This window comes from bacterium endosymbiont of Bathymodiolus sp. 5 South, from assembly GCF_900128535.1.
In the GTDB taxonomy this organism is placed as follows: domain Bacteria; phylum Pseudomonadota; class Gammaproteobacteria; order PS1; family Pseudothioglobaceae; genus Thiodubiliella.
Window position 1 is genome coordinate 1 of the sequence record NZ_FQTR01000008.1, and the last position, 17,601, is coordinate 17,601.

Annotated in this window: 18 protein-coding genes, 1 tRNA gene and 1 pseudogene; 14 read left to right on the forward strand and 6 right to left on the reverse strand. The window is 41.1% G+C overall.

Annotated features, from left to right (window positions below; genetic code table 11):
- Positions 1–154 precede the first annotated feature (154 nt).
- The 3 genes and pseudogenes from BBROOKSOX_RS01720 to trxB form a co-directional block, all read right to left on the reverse strand.
- Positions 155–466: pseudogene (locus tag BBROOKSOX_RS01720) on the reverse strand (IS30 family transposase); the annotation flags it as partial.
- Positions 467–589: 123 nt separating this feature from the next.
- Positions 590–665, reverse strand: a tRNA-Phe gene (locus BBROOKSOX_RS01725).
- Positions 666–700: 35 nt separating this feature from the next.
- A complete protein-coding gene (gene trxB / locus BBROOKSOX_RS01730) occupies positions 701–1,645 on the reverse strand; it encodes a thioredoxin-disulfide reductase (protein WP_139659477.1) in 945 nt (314 codons plus the stop codon).
- A 68-nt stretch (positions 1,646–1,713) separates the two neighbouring features.
- On the opposite strand from trxB, the gene BBROOKSOX_RS01735 reads away from it, so the two are divergent.
- Both BBROOKSOX_RS01735 and BBROOKSOX_RS01740 read left to right on the forward strand, forming a co-directional pair.
- Positions 1,714–3,936 (forward strand): DNA translocase FtsK, encoded by a 2,223-nt coding sequence (locus BBROOKSOX_RS01735; protein ID WP_139659478.1) that lies wholly within the window; start codon positions 1,714–1,716, stop codon positions 3,934–3,936.
- Complete coding sequence (locus tag BBROOKSOX_RS01740) at positions 3,926–4,519, forward strand: LolA family protein (RefSeq protein WP_139659479.1); 594 nt, start codon at positions 3,926–3,928, stop codon at positions 4,517–4,519. Before BBROOKSOX_RS01735 ends, BBROOKSOX_RS01740 begins: the two co-directional genes overlap by 11 nt.
- Positions 4,520–4,521: 2 nt before the next feature.
- Here BBROOKSOX_RS01740 and hisF read toward each other — a convergent pair whose 3' ends face one another.
- Entirely contained in the window at positions 4,522–5,289 is a 768-nt protein-coding gene (gene hisF, locus BBROOKSOX_RS01745; RefSeq protein WP_139659480.1) for an imidazole glycerol phosphate synthase subunit HisF, read from the reverse strand.
- A 39-nt stretch (positions 5,290–5,328) separates the two neighbouring features.
- Here hisF and uppS point away from each other — a divergent pair, with 39 nt between their 5' ends.
- The 4 genes from uppS to BBROOKSOX_RS01765 are packed head-to-tail and all read left to right on the forward strand — an operon-like array spanning position 5,329 to position 8,761.
- Positions 5,329–6,018: a polyprenyl diphosphate synthase gene (gene uppS, locus BBROOKSOX_RS01750; RefSeq protein WP_139659481.1), complete on the forward strand. Its 690-nt coding sequence runs from the start codon at positions 5,329–5,331 to the stop codon at positions 6,016–6,018.
- Complete coding sequence (locus tag BBROOKSOX_RS01755) at positions 6,011–6,805, forward strand: phosphatidate cytidylyltransferase (protein WP_139659482.1); 795 nt, start codon at positions 6,011–6,013, stop codon at positions 6,803–6,805. Before uppS ends, BBROOKSOX_RS01755 begins: the two co-directional genes overlap by 8 nt.
- Positions 6,802–7,953 (forward strand): 1-deoxy-D-xylulose-5-phosphate reductoisomerase, encoded by a 1,152-nt coding sequence (locus BBROOKSOX_RS01760; protein ID WP_139659483.1) that lies wholly within the window; start codon positions 6,802–6,804, stop codon positions 7,951–7,953. Before BBROOKSOX_RS01755 ends, BBROOKSOX_RS01760 begins: the two co-directional genes overlap by 4 nt.
- Positions 7,946–8,761: a peptidoglycan DD-metalloendopeptidase family protein gene (locus BBROOKSOX_RS01765; protein WP_139659484.1), complete on the forward strand. Its 816-nt coding sequence runs from the start codon at positions 7,946–7,948 to the stop codon at positions 8,759–8,761. The genes BBROOKSOX_RS01760 and BBROOKSOX_RS01765 overlap by 8 nt, the downstream gene beginning before the upstream one ends.
- A gap of 2 nt (positions 8,762–8,763) precedes the next feature.
- Here BBROOKSOX_RS01765 and BBROOKSOX_RS01770 read toward each other — a convergent pair whose 3' ends face one another.
- Complete coding sequence (locus tag BBROOKSOX_RS01770; RefSeq protein ID WP_139659485.1) at positions 8,764–9,369, reverse strand: hypothetical protein; 606 nt, start codon at positions 9,367–9,369, stop codon at positions 8,764–8,766.
- Positions 9,370–9,431: 62 nt separating this feature from the next.
- Between BBROOKSOX_RS01770 and BBROOKSOX_RS01775 the strand changes: the two genes are divergently transcribed.
- From BBROOKSOX_RS01775 to ribF, 8 genes are read left to right on the forward strand one after another with little or no spacing between them, the layout of a single operon-like run.
- Complete coding sequence (locus BBROOKSOX_RS01775; protein WP_139659486.1) at positions 9,432–10,307, forward strand: phosphoribosylaminoimidazolesuccinocarboxamide synthase; 876 nt, start codon at positions 9,432–9,434, stop codon at positions 10,305–10,307.
- On the forward strand, positions 10,304–11,104 hold the full coding sequence (locus BBROOKSOX_RS01780; RefSeq protein ID WP_139659487.1) for a DUF2797 domain-containing protein: 801 nt from the start codon (positions 10,304–10,306) through the stop codon (positions 11,102–11,104). The genes BBROOKSOX_RS01775 and BBROOKSOX_RS01780 overlap by 4 nt, the downstream gene beginning before the upstream one ends.
- Positions 11,105–11,115: 11 nt before the next feature.
- Positions 11,116–11,439, forward strand: coding sequence for an FKBP-type peptidyl-prolyl cis-trans isomerase (locus BBROOKSOX_RS01785; protein WP_139659488.1), 324 nt, complete (start codon positions 11,116–11,118; stop codon positions 11,437–11,439).
- A 19-nt stretch (positions 11,440–11,458) separates the two neighbouring features.
- On the forward strand, positions 11,459–12,646 hold the full coding sequence (alaC, locus tag BBROOKSOX_RS01790; protein WP_139659489.1) for an alanine transaminase: 1,188 nt from the start codon (positions 11,459–11,461) through the stop codon (positions 12,644–12,646).
- 15 nt (positions 12,647–12,661) lie between these two features.
- On the forward strand, positions 12,662–13,498 hold the full coding sequence (locus BBROOKSOX_RS01795) for an ATPase (RefSeq protein ID WP_139659490.1): 837 nt from the start codon (positions 12,662–12,664) through the stop codon (positions 13,496–13,498).
- Positions 13,498–14,553: a homoserine O-succinyltransferase MetA gene (gene metA / locus BBROOKSOX_RS01800; RefSeq protein ID WP_139659491.1), complete on the forward strand. Its 1,056-nt coding sequence runs from the start codon at positions 13,498–13,500 to the stop codon at positions 14,551–14,553. The genes BBROOKSOX_RS01795 and metA overlap by 1 nt, the downstream gene beginning before the upstream one ends.
- The gene (mutY, locus tag BBROOKSOX_RS01805; protein ID WP_139659492.1) at positions 14,553–15,596 is read left to right on the forward strand and encodes an A/G-specific adenine glycosylase; all 1,044 of its coding nucleotides are present in this window, start codon (positions 14,553–14,555) and stop codon (positions 15,594–15,596) included. Before metA ends, mutY begins: the two co-directional genes overlap by 1 nt.
- Positions 15,597–15,605: 9 nt before the next feature.
- Positions 15,606–16,520, forward strand: coding sequence for a bifunctional riboflavin kinase/FAD synthetase (ribF, locus tag BBROOKSOX_RS01810; RefSeq protein WP_139659493.1), 915 nt, complete (start codon positions 15,606–15,608; stop codon positions 16,518–16,520).
- Here ribF and pyrC read toward each other — a convergent pair.
- Entirely contained in the window at positions 16,517–17,557 is a 1,041-nt protein-coding gene (gene pyrC, locus BBROOKSOX_RS01815; protein ID WP_139659494.1) for a dihydroorotase, read from the reverse strand. The two genes, ribF and pyrC, sit on opposite strands and share 4 nt — an antisense overlap.
- Positions 17,558–17,601 lie beyond the last annotated feature (44 nt).

Sequence of the window (17,601 nt, forward strand, 5' to 3'; positions counted from 1 at the left end):
CCTTAAAGAATGTGAATTTAGATTTAATAATCGCAAGCAAAACCTTTATAAGGTTTTGCTTGGAATGTTCAGAAAAGAGCCGCTTAAGTTGTCATGACCCAAAAAAATAAAACAGGTATAAAGGTTAAAGAAGCTATAGAATTTCAACATTCATTCATGCTGAATAATGGTAGGCAAATTCTTTGCGGTTGTCAGGCGTTAATGTATGGGTATGATTGATATAGGGCTTCAACAGTTGAATGATAGCTTCTGAGACCAAGGCAGCGGTTCTTCTCTTGACTGGCTTTGCTAGTAAAATTTTGCTTTTTCTATCAACAATGGTTACCACAGCACCTTTATGACCTTTACCAATGATAGTGTCAAGCCCAAAATCACCAATTCTTGTTTTATCGTCAACGACCCTTGGTCGTTGATTGATCATAACCCTGTTAGGAATTACACCACGCCTGTCTGTTTTACCGTAACGCTTTTTTCTTTTTTAGGGGTAAAAAGTTGCACTTGGAACTTGAATGGGCACAAAATAAAAAGTGCTGTTTTACTTTGCTTCAAAAATAAAAAAGGATTTTCAGACGAAAATCCTTATGGAATATGGTGGCCACACCTAGAATTGAACTAGGGACACAGGGATTTTCAGTCCCTTGCTCTACCAACTGAGCTATGTGGCCTTACAAAAAGATAGCATTATACCTATAATTAAAAACTACTCACCTAAAAATCTTTCAGCATCAAGTGCCGCCATACAACCTGAGCCTGCCGAAGTAATGGCTTGACGATAAATATGGTCTGCCACATCTCCCGCTGCAAACACACCTTCAACACTGGTCTGAGTAGCATTGCCTTGTGTGCCACTTTGTATCTGAATATAGCCATGATTCATGTCTACGCTGCCTTCAAAAATACCGGTATTTGGTGTGTGCCCAATAGCAATAAACACACCATGCACATCAATGTCTTTAGTGCTACCATCATTGTTTTTCAGCCTCAAACCTGTCACGCCTGCATCATCGCCCAACACTTCATCAAGATTGTTATTATATTCAATAGTAATATTGCCCGTTTTTGACTTTTCAATAAGCTGGTCAGACAAAATCTTTTCACTAGAGAATTTATCTCTACGGTGAACAATAGTCACATGATCGGCTATGTTTGACAAGAATAACGCCTCCTCTACTGCCGTATTACCCCCGCCAATCACAGCAACCTTCTGCCCACGATAAAAGAAACCATCGCAAGTTGCGCAAGCGCTCACACCTCTACCTTTAAAGGCTTCTTCTGACGCTAGACCTAAATAACGCGCACTTGCACCTGTGGCAATAATCACCGCATCGGCAGTGTAAATTGTATCAGCGCCGTTTAATATAAATGGACGAGATGAAAAATCAACATCAACAATGGTGTCATTAATAACCTCAGTCTCAAAGCGCTCAGCGTGTTGTTGCATACGCATCATCAAGTCAGGCCCTTGCACACCCTCATTATCCCCTGGCCAATTATCCACATCAGTGGTGCTCATTAACTGCCCGCCTTGTTCCATGCCGCTAACAATGACGGGATCAAGATTCGCTCTAGCTGCGTAAATAGCGGCAGAATAACCTGCAGGGCCAGAGCCAACAATTAAAACTTTACAGTGTTTATTTTTGCTCATTTAATACCAATCCTTTATACTTATCAAATTAAAATAGACATTATATTATAAAGTAGACGGAACCCACCTTGAAAAATAACAAACCTAATACTCCCCAACCTCGTTCACGCACAAGAAGCGAGGTATTCTTTATCGCACTTGTTACCTTTGGACTGGTGTTCTTGGTTGCGCTTATCTCTCATTCGCCAACAGAAACGCCCCTATCTAGCACACTTGAGGATCCAATCATAAATTTAGCAGGGGTTGTTGGCGCCTACTTAAGTGATATTGGTTTATCGTTTTTAGGTTATAGTGCCTACTTGATTCCAATCTCATTAATTTGGCTAGGTTACAAAATCCACAAGAATGCTGAGCGCAAGCCTGCCAACCCTAATATAGCTAGAATTCGATTTGTAGCAACGATTGTATTGATTGCCTCATTTTCAGCATTATTGGCACAACTTTCCACAAGCAAAGGTCCTGCAGGTGGTGATATTGGTAATATACTAGACAACTACTTTGGCGTGTTATTTGGCTCAATATCTATTCTTATTTATCTTGGTATTATTATGATTAGCGCTGGTGTTGCTGACTCGTTGCTATGGAAAAATATCTTTGCCTTTATTGCCAAATTGCTTACAAAACTCAAAGTAAAAAGACCCAAGGCCAAAGTAGCCACCACAACTACACCAAGACTAACAGCCAAAAAATTAGGTCTATTTGGTAGAGCAAAGCCTACTAAAAAAAAACCAGTAAAGAAAAAAACCAACGCCAGCCTACCTAATAATAAAACATTAACGGGTCTGCCTGATTTGTCACTACTTGATGACATTAAAGTGAGTACTAAGGGTTACTCTGAAAAAGAAATTGCAGAAATGTCACAGCAAGTGGAAATCAAACTTAAAGATTTCGGTTTTGATGTCAATATCACCGCGGTTACGCCTGGTCCAGTAATCACACAGTTTGAATTGTCGCTGGCACCCGGCGTAAAAGTATCTCAAATTATGAATCTAAACAAAGACCTTGCTCGTGCTCTATTGGTTGAAAGTGTTCGTATTGTTGATGTTATCCCGGGTAAGCCTGTTATTGGTTTAGAAATTCCAAATGCCCAGCGAGAGATGATTGGACTTAAAGAAATTTTATCTTCTAATGAATTTAGCCAATCGCCTTCCATGCTTACCATGGGGCTTGGTAAAGATATTAACGGCCAACCTGTGGTAGCAAATTTAGCAAAAATGCCGCACTTGTTAGTAGCAGGCTCAACAGGAATGGGCAAGTCTGTTGGCTTGAATGCAATGATTTTAAGCGTGCTGTATAAAGCCACGCCAGAGCAAGTGCGTATCATTATGATTGATCCTAAAATTGTTGAGCTGTCTTGTTACAGCGATGTACCTCACTTGTTAACACCCGTCATCACCGATATGAATCAAGCAGCTTCTGCACTGTGGTGGTGCGTGAATGAAATGGAGCGTCGTTATTCACTATTGGCTAAATTTGGGGTGCGTAATATTGAGGGGTTTAACGAAAAACTTGAAAAAGCCAAGAACAGAGGCGCGCCACTTCTTGACCCATCCTTTAAAGAAGAAACTGCTGAAGAGGGTGAAAGCGCACCTGAATTAGAGCCATTACCACTGATTATGTTAGTGATTGATGAATACGCCGATATGTTAGGTGCATTGCAACAAGAAGACCGCACTAAGGCTAAGCGTGTAGAAGCACTTATTATCCGTCTTGCACAAAAGGCACGCGCTGCGGGCATTCATTTAATTATTGCCACTCAGCGCCCAAGTGTGGATGTGATTACTGGGCTTATTAAATCTAATGTGCCCTCGCGTATTGCTTTTAAAGTTACTTCAAAAGTTGACTCTCGCACCATTCTTGACCAAGGCGGTGCAGAGCAATTGTTAGGCATGGGCGATATGCTTTATATGACACCAGGCGCCTCACATCTATCTCGTGTGCATGGTGCTTTTGTTAGCGATGATGAAATTGAAAATGTGGTGGGTTTCTTGCGTGAACATTCACAAACCAATTATCTTAATAGCGTTGTAAATTCTCATAGCGAATCTGCTGATGCGCATGAAGGCACTGGAGAGCATGGAGGTGAGACGGATGAATTGTATGATAAATCAGTGCAGATTGTTACCTCAACACGCAGGGCCTCTATTTCAAGCCTGCAACGACGCTTGCGTATTGGCTACAATCGTGCAGCGCGTATTATTGAAGACATGGAAGCAGCAGGTGTTGTTAGTGGTATGAATAGTGCAGGCAGTCGACAAGTATTAGCACCGGAGCCCATTAATGAAAATTAAAACATTTATTCTAATTGCCGCCTTATGGGCAAATATTGCTATCAGTGACAATAGCAAAACCAACCAGTTCTTTGAGTTTTTCAATTCGGTAGAGTCACTCAAGGCCAACTTTTCACAAACCGTTTATGACGAAGGCTTTACATTAATAAGCAGCACATCAGGCAGTTTTGCATTTCAGCGTCCACAAAAATTACTTTGGCACACTAAAAAACCCAACGACCAAATACTGCTACTAAATAATAACGAATTATGGCAAATTGATACCGAACTTGAGCAGGCCGTTTTACAAGAAAAAAAGGACCTTGCTAAAACGCCACTCTATTGGCTAATTAACAAACCCGATTCTATTCAGAATACGCCAAAGTTTTCCCATAGCGAAGGTGGTATTGATTGGTACTTAGCAGCAAACGCATACAGTCAAATAGAGTTTGGTTTTGTCGATGGATTGTTACATGCTATTTCACTGGACAATGAACTTGGGCAAATTATCACCATTATTTTTGAGCAATTAGTTGTCAATCCCACCATCAAGCCAAAAACTTTTGAGTTAAACATTGACTCAAGTTTTGATATTATTAGATAGCTTTACAATCTAACTTCTATACCGTTTTCCTGCATGGCTTGCTTAGCCTGCAAGATAGTATATTCACCAAAATGAAAAATACTAGCGGCCAACACTGCGTCTGCGCCGCCTTGTAAAACGCCTTCAGATAAGTGTTCTAAATTGCCGACACCGCCAGAGGCAATCACTGGTACATCAACTGCATCTGCGACTGCTTTGGTCAGCGCTAAATCAAACCCTGTTTTGACGCCGTCGCAATCCATTGATGTCAACAGAACTTCGCCAGCACCGTTCTCGCCCTGTGTCATTTTCACTGCCCATTCAAGTGCATCAATGCCTGTTGGTTTACGCCCGCCATGAGTGAAAATTTCCCACTTGCCTGCAGCTACTTTTTTAGCGTCAATGGCAATCACAATACACTGTGAGCCAAACTCTTCACTAAGTTGGTTGATTAAATGGGGGTTAAAAATAGCCGCAGAATTTACTGCCACTTTATCTGCACCTGCATTTAACATATCGCGCACATCGCGCGCTTTGCGGATGCCTCCGCCCACAGTCAGAGGAATAAACACCTGATCGGCAATCGCCTCAACCATAGGTATCATAGTGCCTCTACCCTCATGCGTGGCAGTAATGTCTAAAAAAGTAATCTCATCAGCACCCTCTAAATCATAGCGCTTAGCTACCTCAACGGGATCACCTGCATCTTTAATATCTATAAACTGTACGCCCTTGACCACACGACCATCACGCACATCAAGACAAGGAACAATTCTTTTTGCTAAACTCATAAGTCTGAATTATACCGAACTACGGTAAAATCTGCATTTATGAATACCCCTAAACATATTGCAATTATTATGGACGGCAACGGTCGTTGGGCAAAAAAACGCAAATTACCTCGCATTGTAGGACATAAAAAAGGGGTGGATACCGTACGAGAAATTGTGAAACATTGTGGCGTCATCGGCGTGCAAACACTCACCTTGTTTGCCTTTAGCAGTGAAAATAAAAACCGTTGCGAAGAAGAAGTAACCTTATTGTTTAAGTTATTTTTAAGCGTGCTCAAACAAGAGGTTAAAAAGCTCAAAAAATACAATGTCCGACTCAAAATTATTGGCAAACTATCGCTATTTCCTAGTGATGTTCAAAAAACCGCAGTAGAAGCACAAACCTTATTAGCGGACAATACGGGGCTAACCTTAGTGATTGCTGCTAACTATGGTGGTAGGTGGGATATTGTCAACGCTTGCCAACAAGCAATAGCCAGCGGGGTAGATGCTGATACATTAAATGAACAAAACTTTGCACAATATTTATCGTTAGAAAATAATGCTGTAGACTTACTCATTCGTAGTAGTGGCGAGCAACGCATTAGTAATTTTCTACTTTGGGATATTGCTTATAGCGAATTATATTTTACTGACACGCTTTGGCCTGATTTTAATGCGAGCGAATTAGACCAGGCAATTGAAAGCTTTAATCATCGCGATAGGCGCTACGGAGGGCGAGATGAATGAATTAACAAAAAGGTTGCTAACCGCTGGCGCGTTGGGGACTTTGACACTTTACTTAATCTTTGAATCTCCTTTGGGATTTACAGCGCTTTTGGTGCTGGCTGTTTTATTCGGACTGTATGAATTTTTAAAGCTTAACAATATTGCTGTTTTATACAAAATCATTTGCGCTAGCTTGGTGTTGGGGTATGGCGCGATAGTCGTGGTTGGTCTGCCAACACATCATCCTTTTGCCACGCTAATTTTTCCTATTGCAACACTTTGGTGGCTTAACAATTTTTGGACAGTGAGTCGCTACCCAGCTGTTAAGCCTGATAATTTTTTTATACTATTTAATGCGCCTTTATTGTTACTGCCTTTATTCGGCTTAATTGAATTACAATTGACGAATTTAAACTTATTGTTATTACTGCTTGCTATCGTTTGGGGAGCAGATAGTTTTGCTTACTTCTCAGGTAAGATTTTTGGTAAACACAAACTGGCGCCCAATCTGAGTGGTGGTAAAACCATTGAGGGTTCCATTGGTGGCGTATTTGGTGCGTTAATTTTAACCATAATATGGATGTTTATAACCAACAATTTTGCTTGGCAGTTTATCCCAATTGCCTTAATAACTGCAGTATTCTCTGTGGTTGGTGATTTGTACGAAAGCATTTATAAGCGTGAAACAGGCGTAAAAGACAGCGGTAACATTCTACCTGGACATGGCGGTATTTTAGATAGGCTTGATGGCATTTTTGCTGCCACACCTGTTTTTATTGTCATGGTATTTTTTGCAGATTTGCTATGAAAAACATCACGATTTTAGGTGCAACCGGCTCAATTGGCGATAGTACGCTATCAGTGGCAGCACTGCATCCTGATAAATTTAATGTTTTTGCCCTCAGCGCCCATACCAATTGGCAAAAAATGCAAACACTGTGTAAAAAATTCCAGCCTAAGTTTGTGGTAATGACGGATGAATCCGCTGCCAAAGCGCTTTCAAAAGTGGTGAATGATAATATAGAAGTTTTACAGGGTGTAGAAGCGCTCAACACCATTGCCACACACGATAAAACTGATTATGTAATGGCTGCGATTGTGGGTAGCGCCGGTATGGCGTCAAGTCTTGCCGCCGCCAAAGCAGGCAAACGCATTATGCTCGCCAATAAAGAATCTTTAGTGCTGGCAGGTGATTTATTTATGCAAGCAGTGCGTGACAATAATGCTGAACTCATTCCTGTGGACTCTGAACATTCAGCAATTTTTCAATGCTTACAAAGTGGCAAATCTGGACTAAGTAAAATCCAACTCACTGCCAGTGGCGGTCCATTCCTACACACACCCATTGAAAAATTATGCACCATCACCCCTGATGAAGCCTGTGCCCACCCAAACTGGTCAATGGGCCGAAAAATATCAGTAGACTCTGCCACCATGATGAACAAGGGTTTGGAGGTGATTGAAGCGCATTATTTATTTGACTTACCCGCTGAAAAAATTGATGTGGTCGTGCATCCGCAATCCATCATCCATTCTTCAATTTATTATGAAGATGGCTCAACACTATCTCAACTTGGCAACCCCGATATGCGCAGTGTCATCTCTTATGCGATGAGTTATCCTGATAGAATTGCCTCTGGTGTTGAGCCGCTAGACTTAACCAACAATCCTCCATTAGAGTTTTATGCACCTGATTTAGACAAGTTTACTTGTTTAAGACAAGCATTTGATGCGCTCAAACAAGGTGGCAATGCAATGGGCACACTCAACGCCGCTAACGAAGTTGCGGTTGAACATTTCTTAAACAATAAAATTTCATTTTTAGCTATTGCAAAAATTATTCAATACACCTTGGATACTGTCCAACATACAGATGTCCCTTCATTAGAAGCCGTTATTGCTAACGACAAAATAGCACGCGAAACAGCGCGCACAATCATCAAAAAATATGCGTAAATTTACACTACTTTTATTATTTTCATTGTTTTTTATAAGTGGCACTAATGCACTTGAGCGCTCTACTATTCACATTACTCGCTCGCTCGCCTATGACGCACAAAGAGTCGGCATTAGCCAAAAAACCATTAATAACATGGTGCGCATCTTCTCGTGGAAAATCGACTTTGATCGAGATTTAGAAAGAGGCGATCGTTTTATTGTTTTTGGCAAAAGGCACGCCACGCCGAGTGCATTAATTTATGTCGGCAAAAAAAAGCGTGTTGCTGTTTTCTCCTACACCGACAAATACGGACGCCTTGGTTATTACGGCATCAATGGCAAAACACTCTATCCCAGCTTCTTAAAAGCACCTTTGAAATACAAACGCATTAGCTCAAAGTTTCACCTGAAGCGCTTTCACCCAATCCTAAAAACTTGGCGATCGCACAGAGCTGTTGACTACGCTGCAGAATATGGCACACCTGTTTACGCTGTGGCTGATGGCGTCATTAAACATCGTAAAAGAATGGGGGCACTTGGCAAATCTGTACATATTACACACGGCAGTAATTATTTAACCGTTTATGCACATCTATCTAGATTTTCTCGTGGGCTCAGGACATCATCCAAGGTTAAAAAAGGGCAGGTCATTGGCTATGTAGGCTCAACAGGTCGCTCAACGGGCCCGCACTTACACTACGAATTACGCTATAAGGGCAAACGCAAAAACCCACTCACATGGCGACTACCTAAACAAAAACGCGTCGCAAAATCTGATTTAAAGCGCTTCCAAAAAAGAGCAAAATTTATTTTGCGTCGTTTGTAAAGCTATTGTTTGCCTATCCAAGCGCGCCAACTTTTAACTTTTAACTTTTGCGTTTTGTTGTTTATATATTGCGCTTGATACTCAGCTGCACCTTTAACCTTGTTTAAAATTGCAAAAGTAATCAACTCGTCAATGCGTTGTTTGTCCTTAGTAATAGGCGCTAAGGATTCATTTCTGATAACTGCGGCGACAAAAGCAGACTGTGGATTGGCATACATCTGCGTTGACTTTTCTAATAAATTGAGCGCCATTAACTCATCTTTAACAAAGCCACTATCGCCGTCAAGCAGATATAACGCACTGTCATAAATTGCTGGTTCGTAGCCTTGATTGAGCAATTTGCTTAATATTTTATTGGCAATTTGCACTTGTGGTGGATAACCCATTATTTGATTACCTAAACGCGCTTGCCTTGATGCTTCGTACGCTGCATCAAAATCGTTTAATTCAAGCATCCCTTTTATCAGTAAATCTTGTCCATTCTTTATCACGGCGGGCGAACCAACCTCATTACCTATTTTAATCATTCTAAGTGCACTATCGCTCAGCGGCGATGCTGTTGCAAATTGGGTGATTAGCAAAACAGTGATTAGAATTATTTTTATCATAATATGTGGCTGATTTTACCACAGGCGGTTAAAATAACATCCAAATTACCTTTAAAACGCTTATGCAAACACTTTTTGAAACCTCGCTTAGCCTGCCATTAGTCCAAAAAGGCAAGGTGCGAGACATTTATGATATTGACGAGTATCGACTGCTAATTGTGACTACCGATCGCTTGAGTGCCTTTGATGTGGTGTTCAATCAGCCGATTTCTGGCAAAGGGCGTGTGCTTACCGAAGTGGCTAATTTTTGGTTTGAAAAAACCCACCATATCATCGCCAATCAATTAACCCATGAATCACTTGACAGTGTTTTAACGCCAGAAGAAATTGAGCAAGTGGATGGTCGTGCAATCATTGTCAAAAAACTCAAGCCCCTTCCTGTTGAGGCAATTGTCCGAGGCTACATTATTGGCTCTGGCTGGAAAGATTACCAACAAACAGGCTCAGTTTGTGGCATTCAATTACCAACAAAACTGCGACTGGCAGAAAAACTGCCTGAAACACTTTACACGCCCTCTAGCAAGGCGGCTGTTGGACAGCATGATGAGAATATTGACTTTGAACAAACCGTGCAACTTGTAGGCAAGGATTTAGCACAACAAATCAAAGATGTGAGTTTGGCACTTTATCAGTTTGCGGCAGATTATGTACTAGAGCGTGGCATTATCATTGCTGACACCAAATTTGAATTTGGTTTAGATGAAACAGGCAAGCTGACATTAATGGACGAAGTGTTAACACCGGATTCTTCGCGTTTCTGGTCAAAGGCTGATTATCAGGTGGGCATTAGCCCAAAAAGCTTTGACAAACAAATTGTACGCGATTATTTAGAAACATTGGATTGGGACAAAACCCCGCCCGCACCAACCCTACCTGATAATATCGTGCAGGAAACTGCCGATAAATACAAGCAAGTACAGCGGTTATTAACACAATGACTAAAACAGGCGACATCCAAAAAATGCACACCACGCTTGAAGGTAGTCATGCAATCTACCATCTGCCGATTGATAACGATTTGGTGGCAATGAATGGGTTAGTTGGGCAGAAAATATTATTAAAATTTAACGGTGAGATTACCTGCTCAAACTGTGGCAGAACAATTCGAAAAAGTTATTCTCAAGGGTTTTGTTACCCGTGTTGTCAAGATTTGGCGCGTTGTGATTTGTGCATTATGAAGCCTGAAACTTGCCACCATCACCTTGGCACTTGCCGTGAGCCACAGTGGGGGCTGGACAATTGCTTTGCGCCGCATATTATTTATTTGGCAAACTCATCGGGCATCAAGGTCGGCATTACTCGCAAGAGCAATATCCCCAGTCGTTGGATTGACCAAGGTGCTGTCGCTGCTCTGCCAATACTTGAGGTGGATACACGACTTAAATCTGGAAAAATTGAAGAGGCTTTAAAGGCATTCGTCAATGATAAAACCAACTGGCGCAAAATGCTTAAAAACGAGGTAGATAAAGTTGACCTTGTCGCAACAAAAAACCAACTATTGCCAGAGGTATCCAATATGATGGCGGATTTAGACGCAATAGCATTAAGCAATGAAGTGGTAAAAATTCACTACCCTGTGGTAGAATATCCAAGCAAAGTTACCTCGTTAAATTTGGACAAAACGCCTGAAATTTCTGGCGTTTTACAAGGCATTAAAGGACAATATTTATTATTAGACACAGGGGTGTTTAATATTAGGAAATTTAGTTCATACAATATAACACTCACTTATTAAAGGAAACACAAATGGCAGAATTACAAATAGAAGATACTGAAATTGGTAAAGGCAAAGCGTGCAAAGCTGGAGACTTCGTGTCTATGCACTATACTGGCTGGCTAACCAATGGCAAAAAATTTGACTCAAGTGTTGACAGGAACGAACCTTTTGACTTTAAACTCGGAGCGGGGCAGGTCATCTCTGGCTGGGACACAGGCATTGAAGGTATGCTAGTAGGCGGCAAGCGCAAACTGACCATTCCATCAAAATTAGCGTATGGAGAGTTTGGCGCAGGACCAATCCCACCAAGTGCAACCATAATTTTTGATGTTGAGTTATTAGCTATTAAATAAAGAGCGACGCCAAAAACCCATGGATAACGATTTCCCACGAATAAAAAGATTGCCAGAATATGTTTTTGCAATTACCAATAAGCTCAAGGTTGAAGCTAGGGCTCGTGGTGAGGACATTATTGACTTCGGTATGGGCAACCCTGACCAGCCAACGCCTGAGCATATTGTGGAAAAATTGGTTGAAGCAGCGCGGCGCAGCGATACACACCGTTATTCTGCTTCCCGCGGGATCCCACGCCTAAGATGCGCAATTTCAAACTGGTATAAAAATCGTTTTGATGTTGCTATTGATGCAGAAACCGAGGCGATTGTTACCATTGGCTCAAAAGAGGGCTTGGCAAATTTAGCGCAAGCAGTTGTTGGCAGTGGCGATACGGTTTTAGTTCCCAATCCTGCTTACCCCATTCATCCCTATGGGTTTGTGATTGCAGGTGCTGACATTCAGCATGTACCTTGTGGTCCTGAAGATGATTTTTTTGCAGAGTTAGAGCGCTCAATTAAAAATACTTTTCCTAAGCCAAAGATGTTGGTACTTAACTACCCATCTAATCCAACTACCGAGTGTGCTGAGTTAGGGTTTTTTGAGCGTGTCATCAAGGTTGCCAAAGAACACAAGATTTGGGTGGTGCAAGATTTAGCCTACGCAGATATTGTGTTTGATGGTTATGTTGCGCCTAGTATTTTGCAGGTAGAAGGGGCTAAAGATATTGCGGTTGAATTTTTCTCATTATCAAAAAGTTACAATATGCCTGGTTGGCGGGTTGGTTTCATGGTAGGCAACCCAACTTTGGTAGGCGCACTGGCTAAAATCAAGTCTTACTTAGATTATGGTATGTTTACTCCTATTCAAGTAGCAGCAATTGAGGCACTAGAAGGCGACCAAACCTGTGTTAAAGAAATTGCACAAATGTATCAAGACAGGCGTGATGTTTTGTGCGAAGGCTTAAACTCTATTGGTTGGGCGGTGACACCACCCAAAGCCACCATGTTTGTTTGGGCAAAAATTCCTGAATTCTATCAAGCAATGGGTTCATTAGAATTTACTAAAAAACTCATTGCAGTGGCAAAAGTTGGTGTCTCTCCTGGTATTGGTTTTGGTGAATATGGCGATAAGTATGTACGCTTTGGTTTAATTGAAAACGAACACCGCACCCGCCAGGCTATTCGCGGCATTCGCGAAATGTTTAAACAAGAGGGTTTGTTATAACACCTTTGCACTATTATGAAACTTTACAGTAAAGAATTTTCTAAATCAAAACACAAGCACCTAACACTGCTCGGTATGTCAGGCGTTGGCAAAACACACCTTTCAAAGTTACTTAGGCTTAAGGATAAATGGTATCACTATTCTGGCGATTATCGCATTGGCACTGAGTATTTAAATGACGCTATTCTTGCTAATATCAAGCAACAAATTAAACAAGATGAATGCTTAGCCAATTTGTTAGACAACGATTCTATCACCGTTCAAAATCATATTACTTTTGATAATATGTCTTCGGTGTCAAGTTTTTTAGGCAAAGTCGGCAACCCTGAGTTAGGCGGATTACCAATTGGTGAATTTAACCGCCGACAAGCACTACACAGAGAAGCTGAAGCCCAAACTATGTTGGATGTTGGAGAATTTATCAAAAAATCTCAGGCGCAGGGCTACAGGCATTTCATTAATGATGCAGGGGGCAGTTTGTGTGAATTAGATGATAATAAGGTCTATCAATCATTGGCAGATAATACGCTGATTGTTTATATTCGTGCCCACGAAGATAACGAGTCTGCTTTGATTGAGCGCGCACGAACACACCCCAAACCGCTTTACTATCAACAAAATTTCTTGCAACAACAACTAGAGACTTACCTACAAGAAAATCAATTTTCCTATGTCGCACAAATTGACCCTGATGCGTTTGTGCGTTGGGTTTTTCCACGCTTACTTAAGCACCGCAAACCAAAATATGAAGCGATTGCCCGTCAATATGGTTGCACCATTGATAGTACAGACTTACACCAATGTCAAAATAGCAGTGAGGTAATGGAACTGATCACAGGGGCAATACGCTAATGCCTTTAATCGCCCATACTAAGTTGCCTTCTTTTGAACGCCTGCGTAACGAAGGCGAGACGGTGTTAAGCAAAGACCGTGCCAATCATCAAGCCATTCGTGAATTACACATTGGTCTATTAAACATGATGCCAGACCCAGCACTTGAAGCAACGGAGCGGCAATTTTTCCGCCTTGTTGGGCATTCCAACCAAATTGCGCAGTTTTATCTACATCCGTTTACACTGTCCTCTATTAAACGAGGTGAAAAAACGCAGGCACATATCAACCAATATTATCAAAGTTTTGACGATATTAAAATGCAAGGATTAGATGCGTTGATTATTACAGGCGCACATATTGAAGATGTTGATTTAAAAAAAGCACCTTTTTATGAACAACTTAAAGCAGTGATTGACTGGTCATACAGTCATGTAACTTCAACGCTATGCTCATGCTTAGCAACACACGCTGTGCTGGAATTTCGCTATGGACAAAAGCGTCAAGCCATTGGTAAAAAATGCTGGGGCGTGTTTCCACACCAAGTGTTAGATCGGCACCATCCTTTAATGAATGGCGTGAATACGCGTTTTGATGTGCCTCACTCTCGTTTTAACGAAATCACAAAAGCACAATTTGATACTGTTAAGGTTAAGGTTTTAGTTGAAGGAAAAATCGGCGCACACTTATGTGTGAGTGAAGATTTATTAAGAATTGTATTTTTTCAAGGGCATCCAGAATACGATACTATTAGCCTATTAAAAGAATACAAACGCGATATTATTGCTTATTTAGAAAAAACACGAGAGGACTATCCGCCTTTCCCTCAACGCTATTTAACCGAACAAAGTAAAGCCATTCTCAATGAGTATAAAACCAAGCTATTGTCTGGCGAATTTACGCTGGCAGATTTTCCCGAACAACTTATCAGCAAAACCTTAAACAACACTTGGGGTAACGCCACTAATGTGATTATCAATAACTGGATTGGCTGTGTTTACCAAGTAACGCATGAAGACATTGACAAACCATTTATGGACGGCATCAATCCAGATGACCCACTTAACTTAAAATAGTGCACCCAATTTCAAAGCCATTACTAAAGTGGTTTGACCAATTTGGTCGCCACCACCTACCTTGGCAAGTGTCAAACAACAGCCCTCAAGCATCACATAGCACCCCTAATCCTTACCCTGTCTGGCTGAGCGAGGTTATGTTGCAACAAACACAAGTGAGTACGGTTATCGGCTACTTTAACAACTTTGTTCAGCATTTTCCAACAATAGAGGCACTTGCGAATGCTAGCGAAGATGCGGTATTGGCACAATGGGCTGGGCTGGGTTATTATGCACGAGCAAGAAACTTGCACAAATGTGCGCAAATTATTGTTGCGCAATATCAAGGCGTATTCCCAAAAAAATTTGAACAAGTGCTGGATTTGCCAGGTGTGGGCGAATCCACAGCAGGCGCTATTTTAGCCATTAGCTTTAATCAAAACCACGCCATACTTGATGGCAATGTTAAGCGTGTACTTGCAAGGTACCATCAAGTTAAGGGGCATTATGGGCAAAGTAAAACCCTTCAAGAATTATGGCATTTGGCTAGATATCACACGCCTAATAAACGCAATGCCGACTACACACAAGCCATTATGGATTTAGGTGCAACCCTATGCACACGCAGTAATCCAGAATGTGAGCGTTGCCCCCTTGCCCAACATTGTCAAGCAAAACAACACAACACACAAGGCAACTACCCCAACCCAAAACCAAGAAAAAACAAGCCAACGCGATCAGTAGCAATGCTTATTTATCAAAACACAGCAGCAGAGGTTTATTTAAAAAAACGACCACAAAAAGGCATTTGGGGCGGGCTTTGGAGTCTTGTAGAATGTGAAAATGATGAAAAAACCATTAATCAAGTCATTACAAAATTTGATAAAAATGCAGTCATAAAAAATAAACTACCTACCGTCAAACACAGCTTCACCCACTACCACTTAATGATCAACCCTATTGTGGTCACTTGCTCAAGGAACACTGAGGGTTTTCACTCTATTGCCAGATTAAAAGTTGGTTTGCCGGCACCTGTTAAGAAAATCCTTGCTCAATTAGACTAAAATAACCTGATGAAACTTATTCGTGGCCTACAAAATTTAAAAAACTATGCAGGCAGTGTTGTTACCATAGGCAACTTCGATGGCGTACACATAGGACACAAAAAAATTATCTCACAACTGGTGAAAAAATCCAAAGAGCTGGGACTGCCCTCTGTGCTGATTTCATTTACCCCCACGCCACAGAGTTTTTTTTCTCGTGAACAAGCATCACTGAGCAGTTTTAAAGAAAAACACCGTCTATTAAGTGAGCTAGACCTAGATACACACCTAATTATTCGCTTTAATCAAGCCTTTTCTCAATTAGCAGCGCAAACTTTTGTACAAGAAATATTACTCAACAAACTAAACATGAAATATTGCCTGATTGGTGATGATTTTCGTTTTGGCAAAGAACGAAAAGGCAGTTTTGAATTGTTACAAAGCCTATCAAAAGACAAAGGTTTTACGGTGAAAGAAACACCCAGTATTCTGTGTAATAATCGTCGCGTTAGTAGCTCGGCAATTCGCACGCTTTTAAAGAGCGGAGACACGCAATCAGCATCACAAATGCTGGGGCATGCGTTCTCTATCACTGGCAAAATTATTCACGGGTTAAAAAACGGTCGCGCTATTGGTTTTCCAACTATCAATATCCCCATTCAACGCAAAATCAGCCCAGTTCATGGCATATTTGCTGTCACTATTGAGTTAGATGGCGCTACTTATCAAGGTGTATGTAGCGTCGGCAATCGTCCAATCATTGGTGGCAAAAAAACCCTGTTAGAAGTGTTTCTCTTTGACTTTAATCAACGAGTTTATGGGCTTGAGGCAAAAATCATCTTTAAACACAAGATTAGAGAGGAGAGAAATTTTGCTGATTTTAAAGCGTTAAAACAACAAATTGAGCTTGATGTTCAAAATGCTAAAGATTATTTGACGAATTAAACTACTTTCCAGCTAAGCGTTTTTTCTGCCATAAATGGTACAATATCACCACTTATAAAAGGATAACTTGCTGGCACAACCCAATCTTGTTTTTTCAAAGTAATGGTGCTTGTGTTATGCGCTAAACCATAAAAATCTGCACCAAATTTTGAAGCAAAACCCTCCAACTTATCTATTGCACCCGCTTGGTCGAATGCTTGCGCGTAGAGCTCAATAGCATGTGGCGCAGAAAACACACCCGCACAACCACAGCTAGATTCTTTGTCGGTTTTGGCATGTGGTGCAGAATCTGTACCTAAGAAAAACTTAGGATTGCCACTGGTTGCCGCCTCAATGAGCCCGCGTTGATGCTCAACTCGCTTTAGCACAGGCAAGCAATAAGTGTGTGGCTTAATACCGCCCACCAGCATATCGTTACGATTATTCAAAAGATGTTGTGGGGTAATCGTCGCTGCGATATTATCACTACTCTCACGCACAAAATCTACTGCATTTTTAGTGGTGATATGCTCAAATACAATTTTCAACTCAGAAAAATCACTCGTTACTTGGGCTAAAACTTCATCAATAAACACCGCTTCACGATCAAAAATATCCACCTCACTACGCGTCACCTCGCCATGTACTAATAATAGCATACCCAATTTTTGCATTGTCTCTAAGCTACGATAGATATTTTTAATATTAGTCACACCGCCATCAGAGTTGGTGGTGGCGCCCACAGGATAGAGTTTTACTGCCACCACGCCGGCGTTATAAGCCTGAGTAATTACCTCAGATGTGGTCTTGTCGGTTAAATACAAAACCATTAAGGGCTTAAACACGCTGTCTTTTGGCAAAGCGCTAATAATTTCTTCTCGATACGCATTCGCACCATTTGCATCCGTCACAGGTGGATTTAGGTTGGGCATAATAATCGCTCTACCCATTTGTTTGGCAGTCATACTAATGACTGATTTTAACGCTTTACCATTACGCACATGTAGGTGCCAATCGTCTGGCTTAATAAGGTTAATTTGAGTTGTGTTTTTTTGCATTTTTGATCTAAAGCCCATGTAATTACATTTATTTTTTTTGTTTA

Excerpts from the sequence above, each read along its gene's own strand:
- trxB (WP_139659477.1), bottom strand. The coding sequence starts at position 1,645 with ATGAGCAAAAATAAACACTGTAAAGTTTTAATTGTTGGCTCTGGCCCT.
- BBROOKSOX_RS01740 (WP_139659479.1), top strand. The coding sequence starts at position 3,926 with ATGAAAATTAAAACATTTATTCTAATTGCCGCCTTATGGGCAAATATT.
- hisF (WP_139659480.1), bottom strand. The coding sequence starts at position 5,289 with ATGAGTTTAGCAAAAAGAATTGTTCCTTGTCTTGATGTGCGTGATGGT.
- uppS (WP_139659481.1), top strand. The coding sequence starts at position 5,329 with ATGAATACCCCTAAACATATTGCAATTATTATGGACGGCAACGGTCGT.
- BBROOKSOX_RS01755 (WP_139659482.1), top strand. The coding sequence starts at position 6,011 with ATGAATGAATTAACAAAAAGGTTGCTAACCGCTGGCGCGTTGGGGACT.
- BBROOKSOX_RS01760 (WP_139659483.1), top strand. The coding sequence starts at position 6,802 with ATGAAAAACATCACGATTTTAGGTGCAACCGGCTCAATTGGCGATAGT.
- BBROOKSOX_RS01765 (WP_139659484.1), top strand. The coding sequence starts at position 7,946 with ATGCGTAAATTTACACTACTTTTATTATTTTCATTGTTTTTTATAAGT.
- BBROOKSOX_RS01770 (WP_139659485.1), bottom strand. The coding sequence starts at position 9,369 with ATGATAAAAATAATTCTAATCACTGTTTTGCTAATCACCCAATTTGCA.
- BBROOKSOX_RS01775 (WP_139659486.1), top strand. The coding sequence starts at position 9,432 with ATGCAAACACTTTTTGAAACCTCGCTTAGCCTGCCATTAGTCCAAAAA.
- BBROOKSOX_RS01780 (WP_139659487.1), top strand. The coding sequence starts at position 10,304 with ATGACTAAAACAGGCGACATCCAAAAAATGCACACCACGCTTGAAGGT.
- BBROOKSOX_RS01785 (WP_139659488.1), top strand. The coding sequence starts at position 11,116 with ATGGCAGAATTACAAATAGAAGATACTGAAATTGGTAAAGGCAAAGCG.
- alaC (WP_139659489.1), top strand. The coding sequence starts at position 11,459 with ATGGATAACGATTTCCCACGAATAAAAAGATTGCCAGAATATGTTTTT.
- BBROOKSOX_RS01795 (WP_139659490.1), top strand. The coding sequence starts at position 12,662 with ATGAAACTTTACAGTAAAGAATTTTCTAAATCAAAACACAAGCACCTA.
- metA (WP_139659491.1), top strand. The coding sequence starts at position 13,498 with ATGCCTTTAATCGCCCATACTAAGTTGCCTTCTTTTGAACGCCTGCGT.
- ribF (WP_139659493.1), top strand. The coding sequence starts at position 15,606 with ATGAAACTTATTCGTGGCCTACAAAATTTAAAAAACTATGCAGGCAGT.
- pyrC (WP_139659494.1), bottom strand. The coding sequence starts at position 17,557 with ATGCAAAAAAACACAACTCAAATTAACCTTATTAAGCCAGACGATTGG.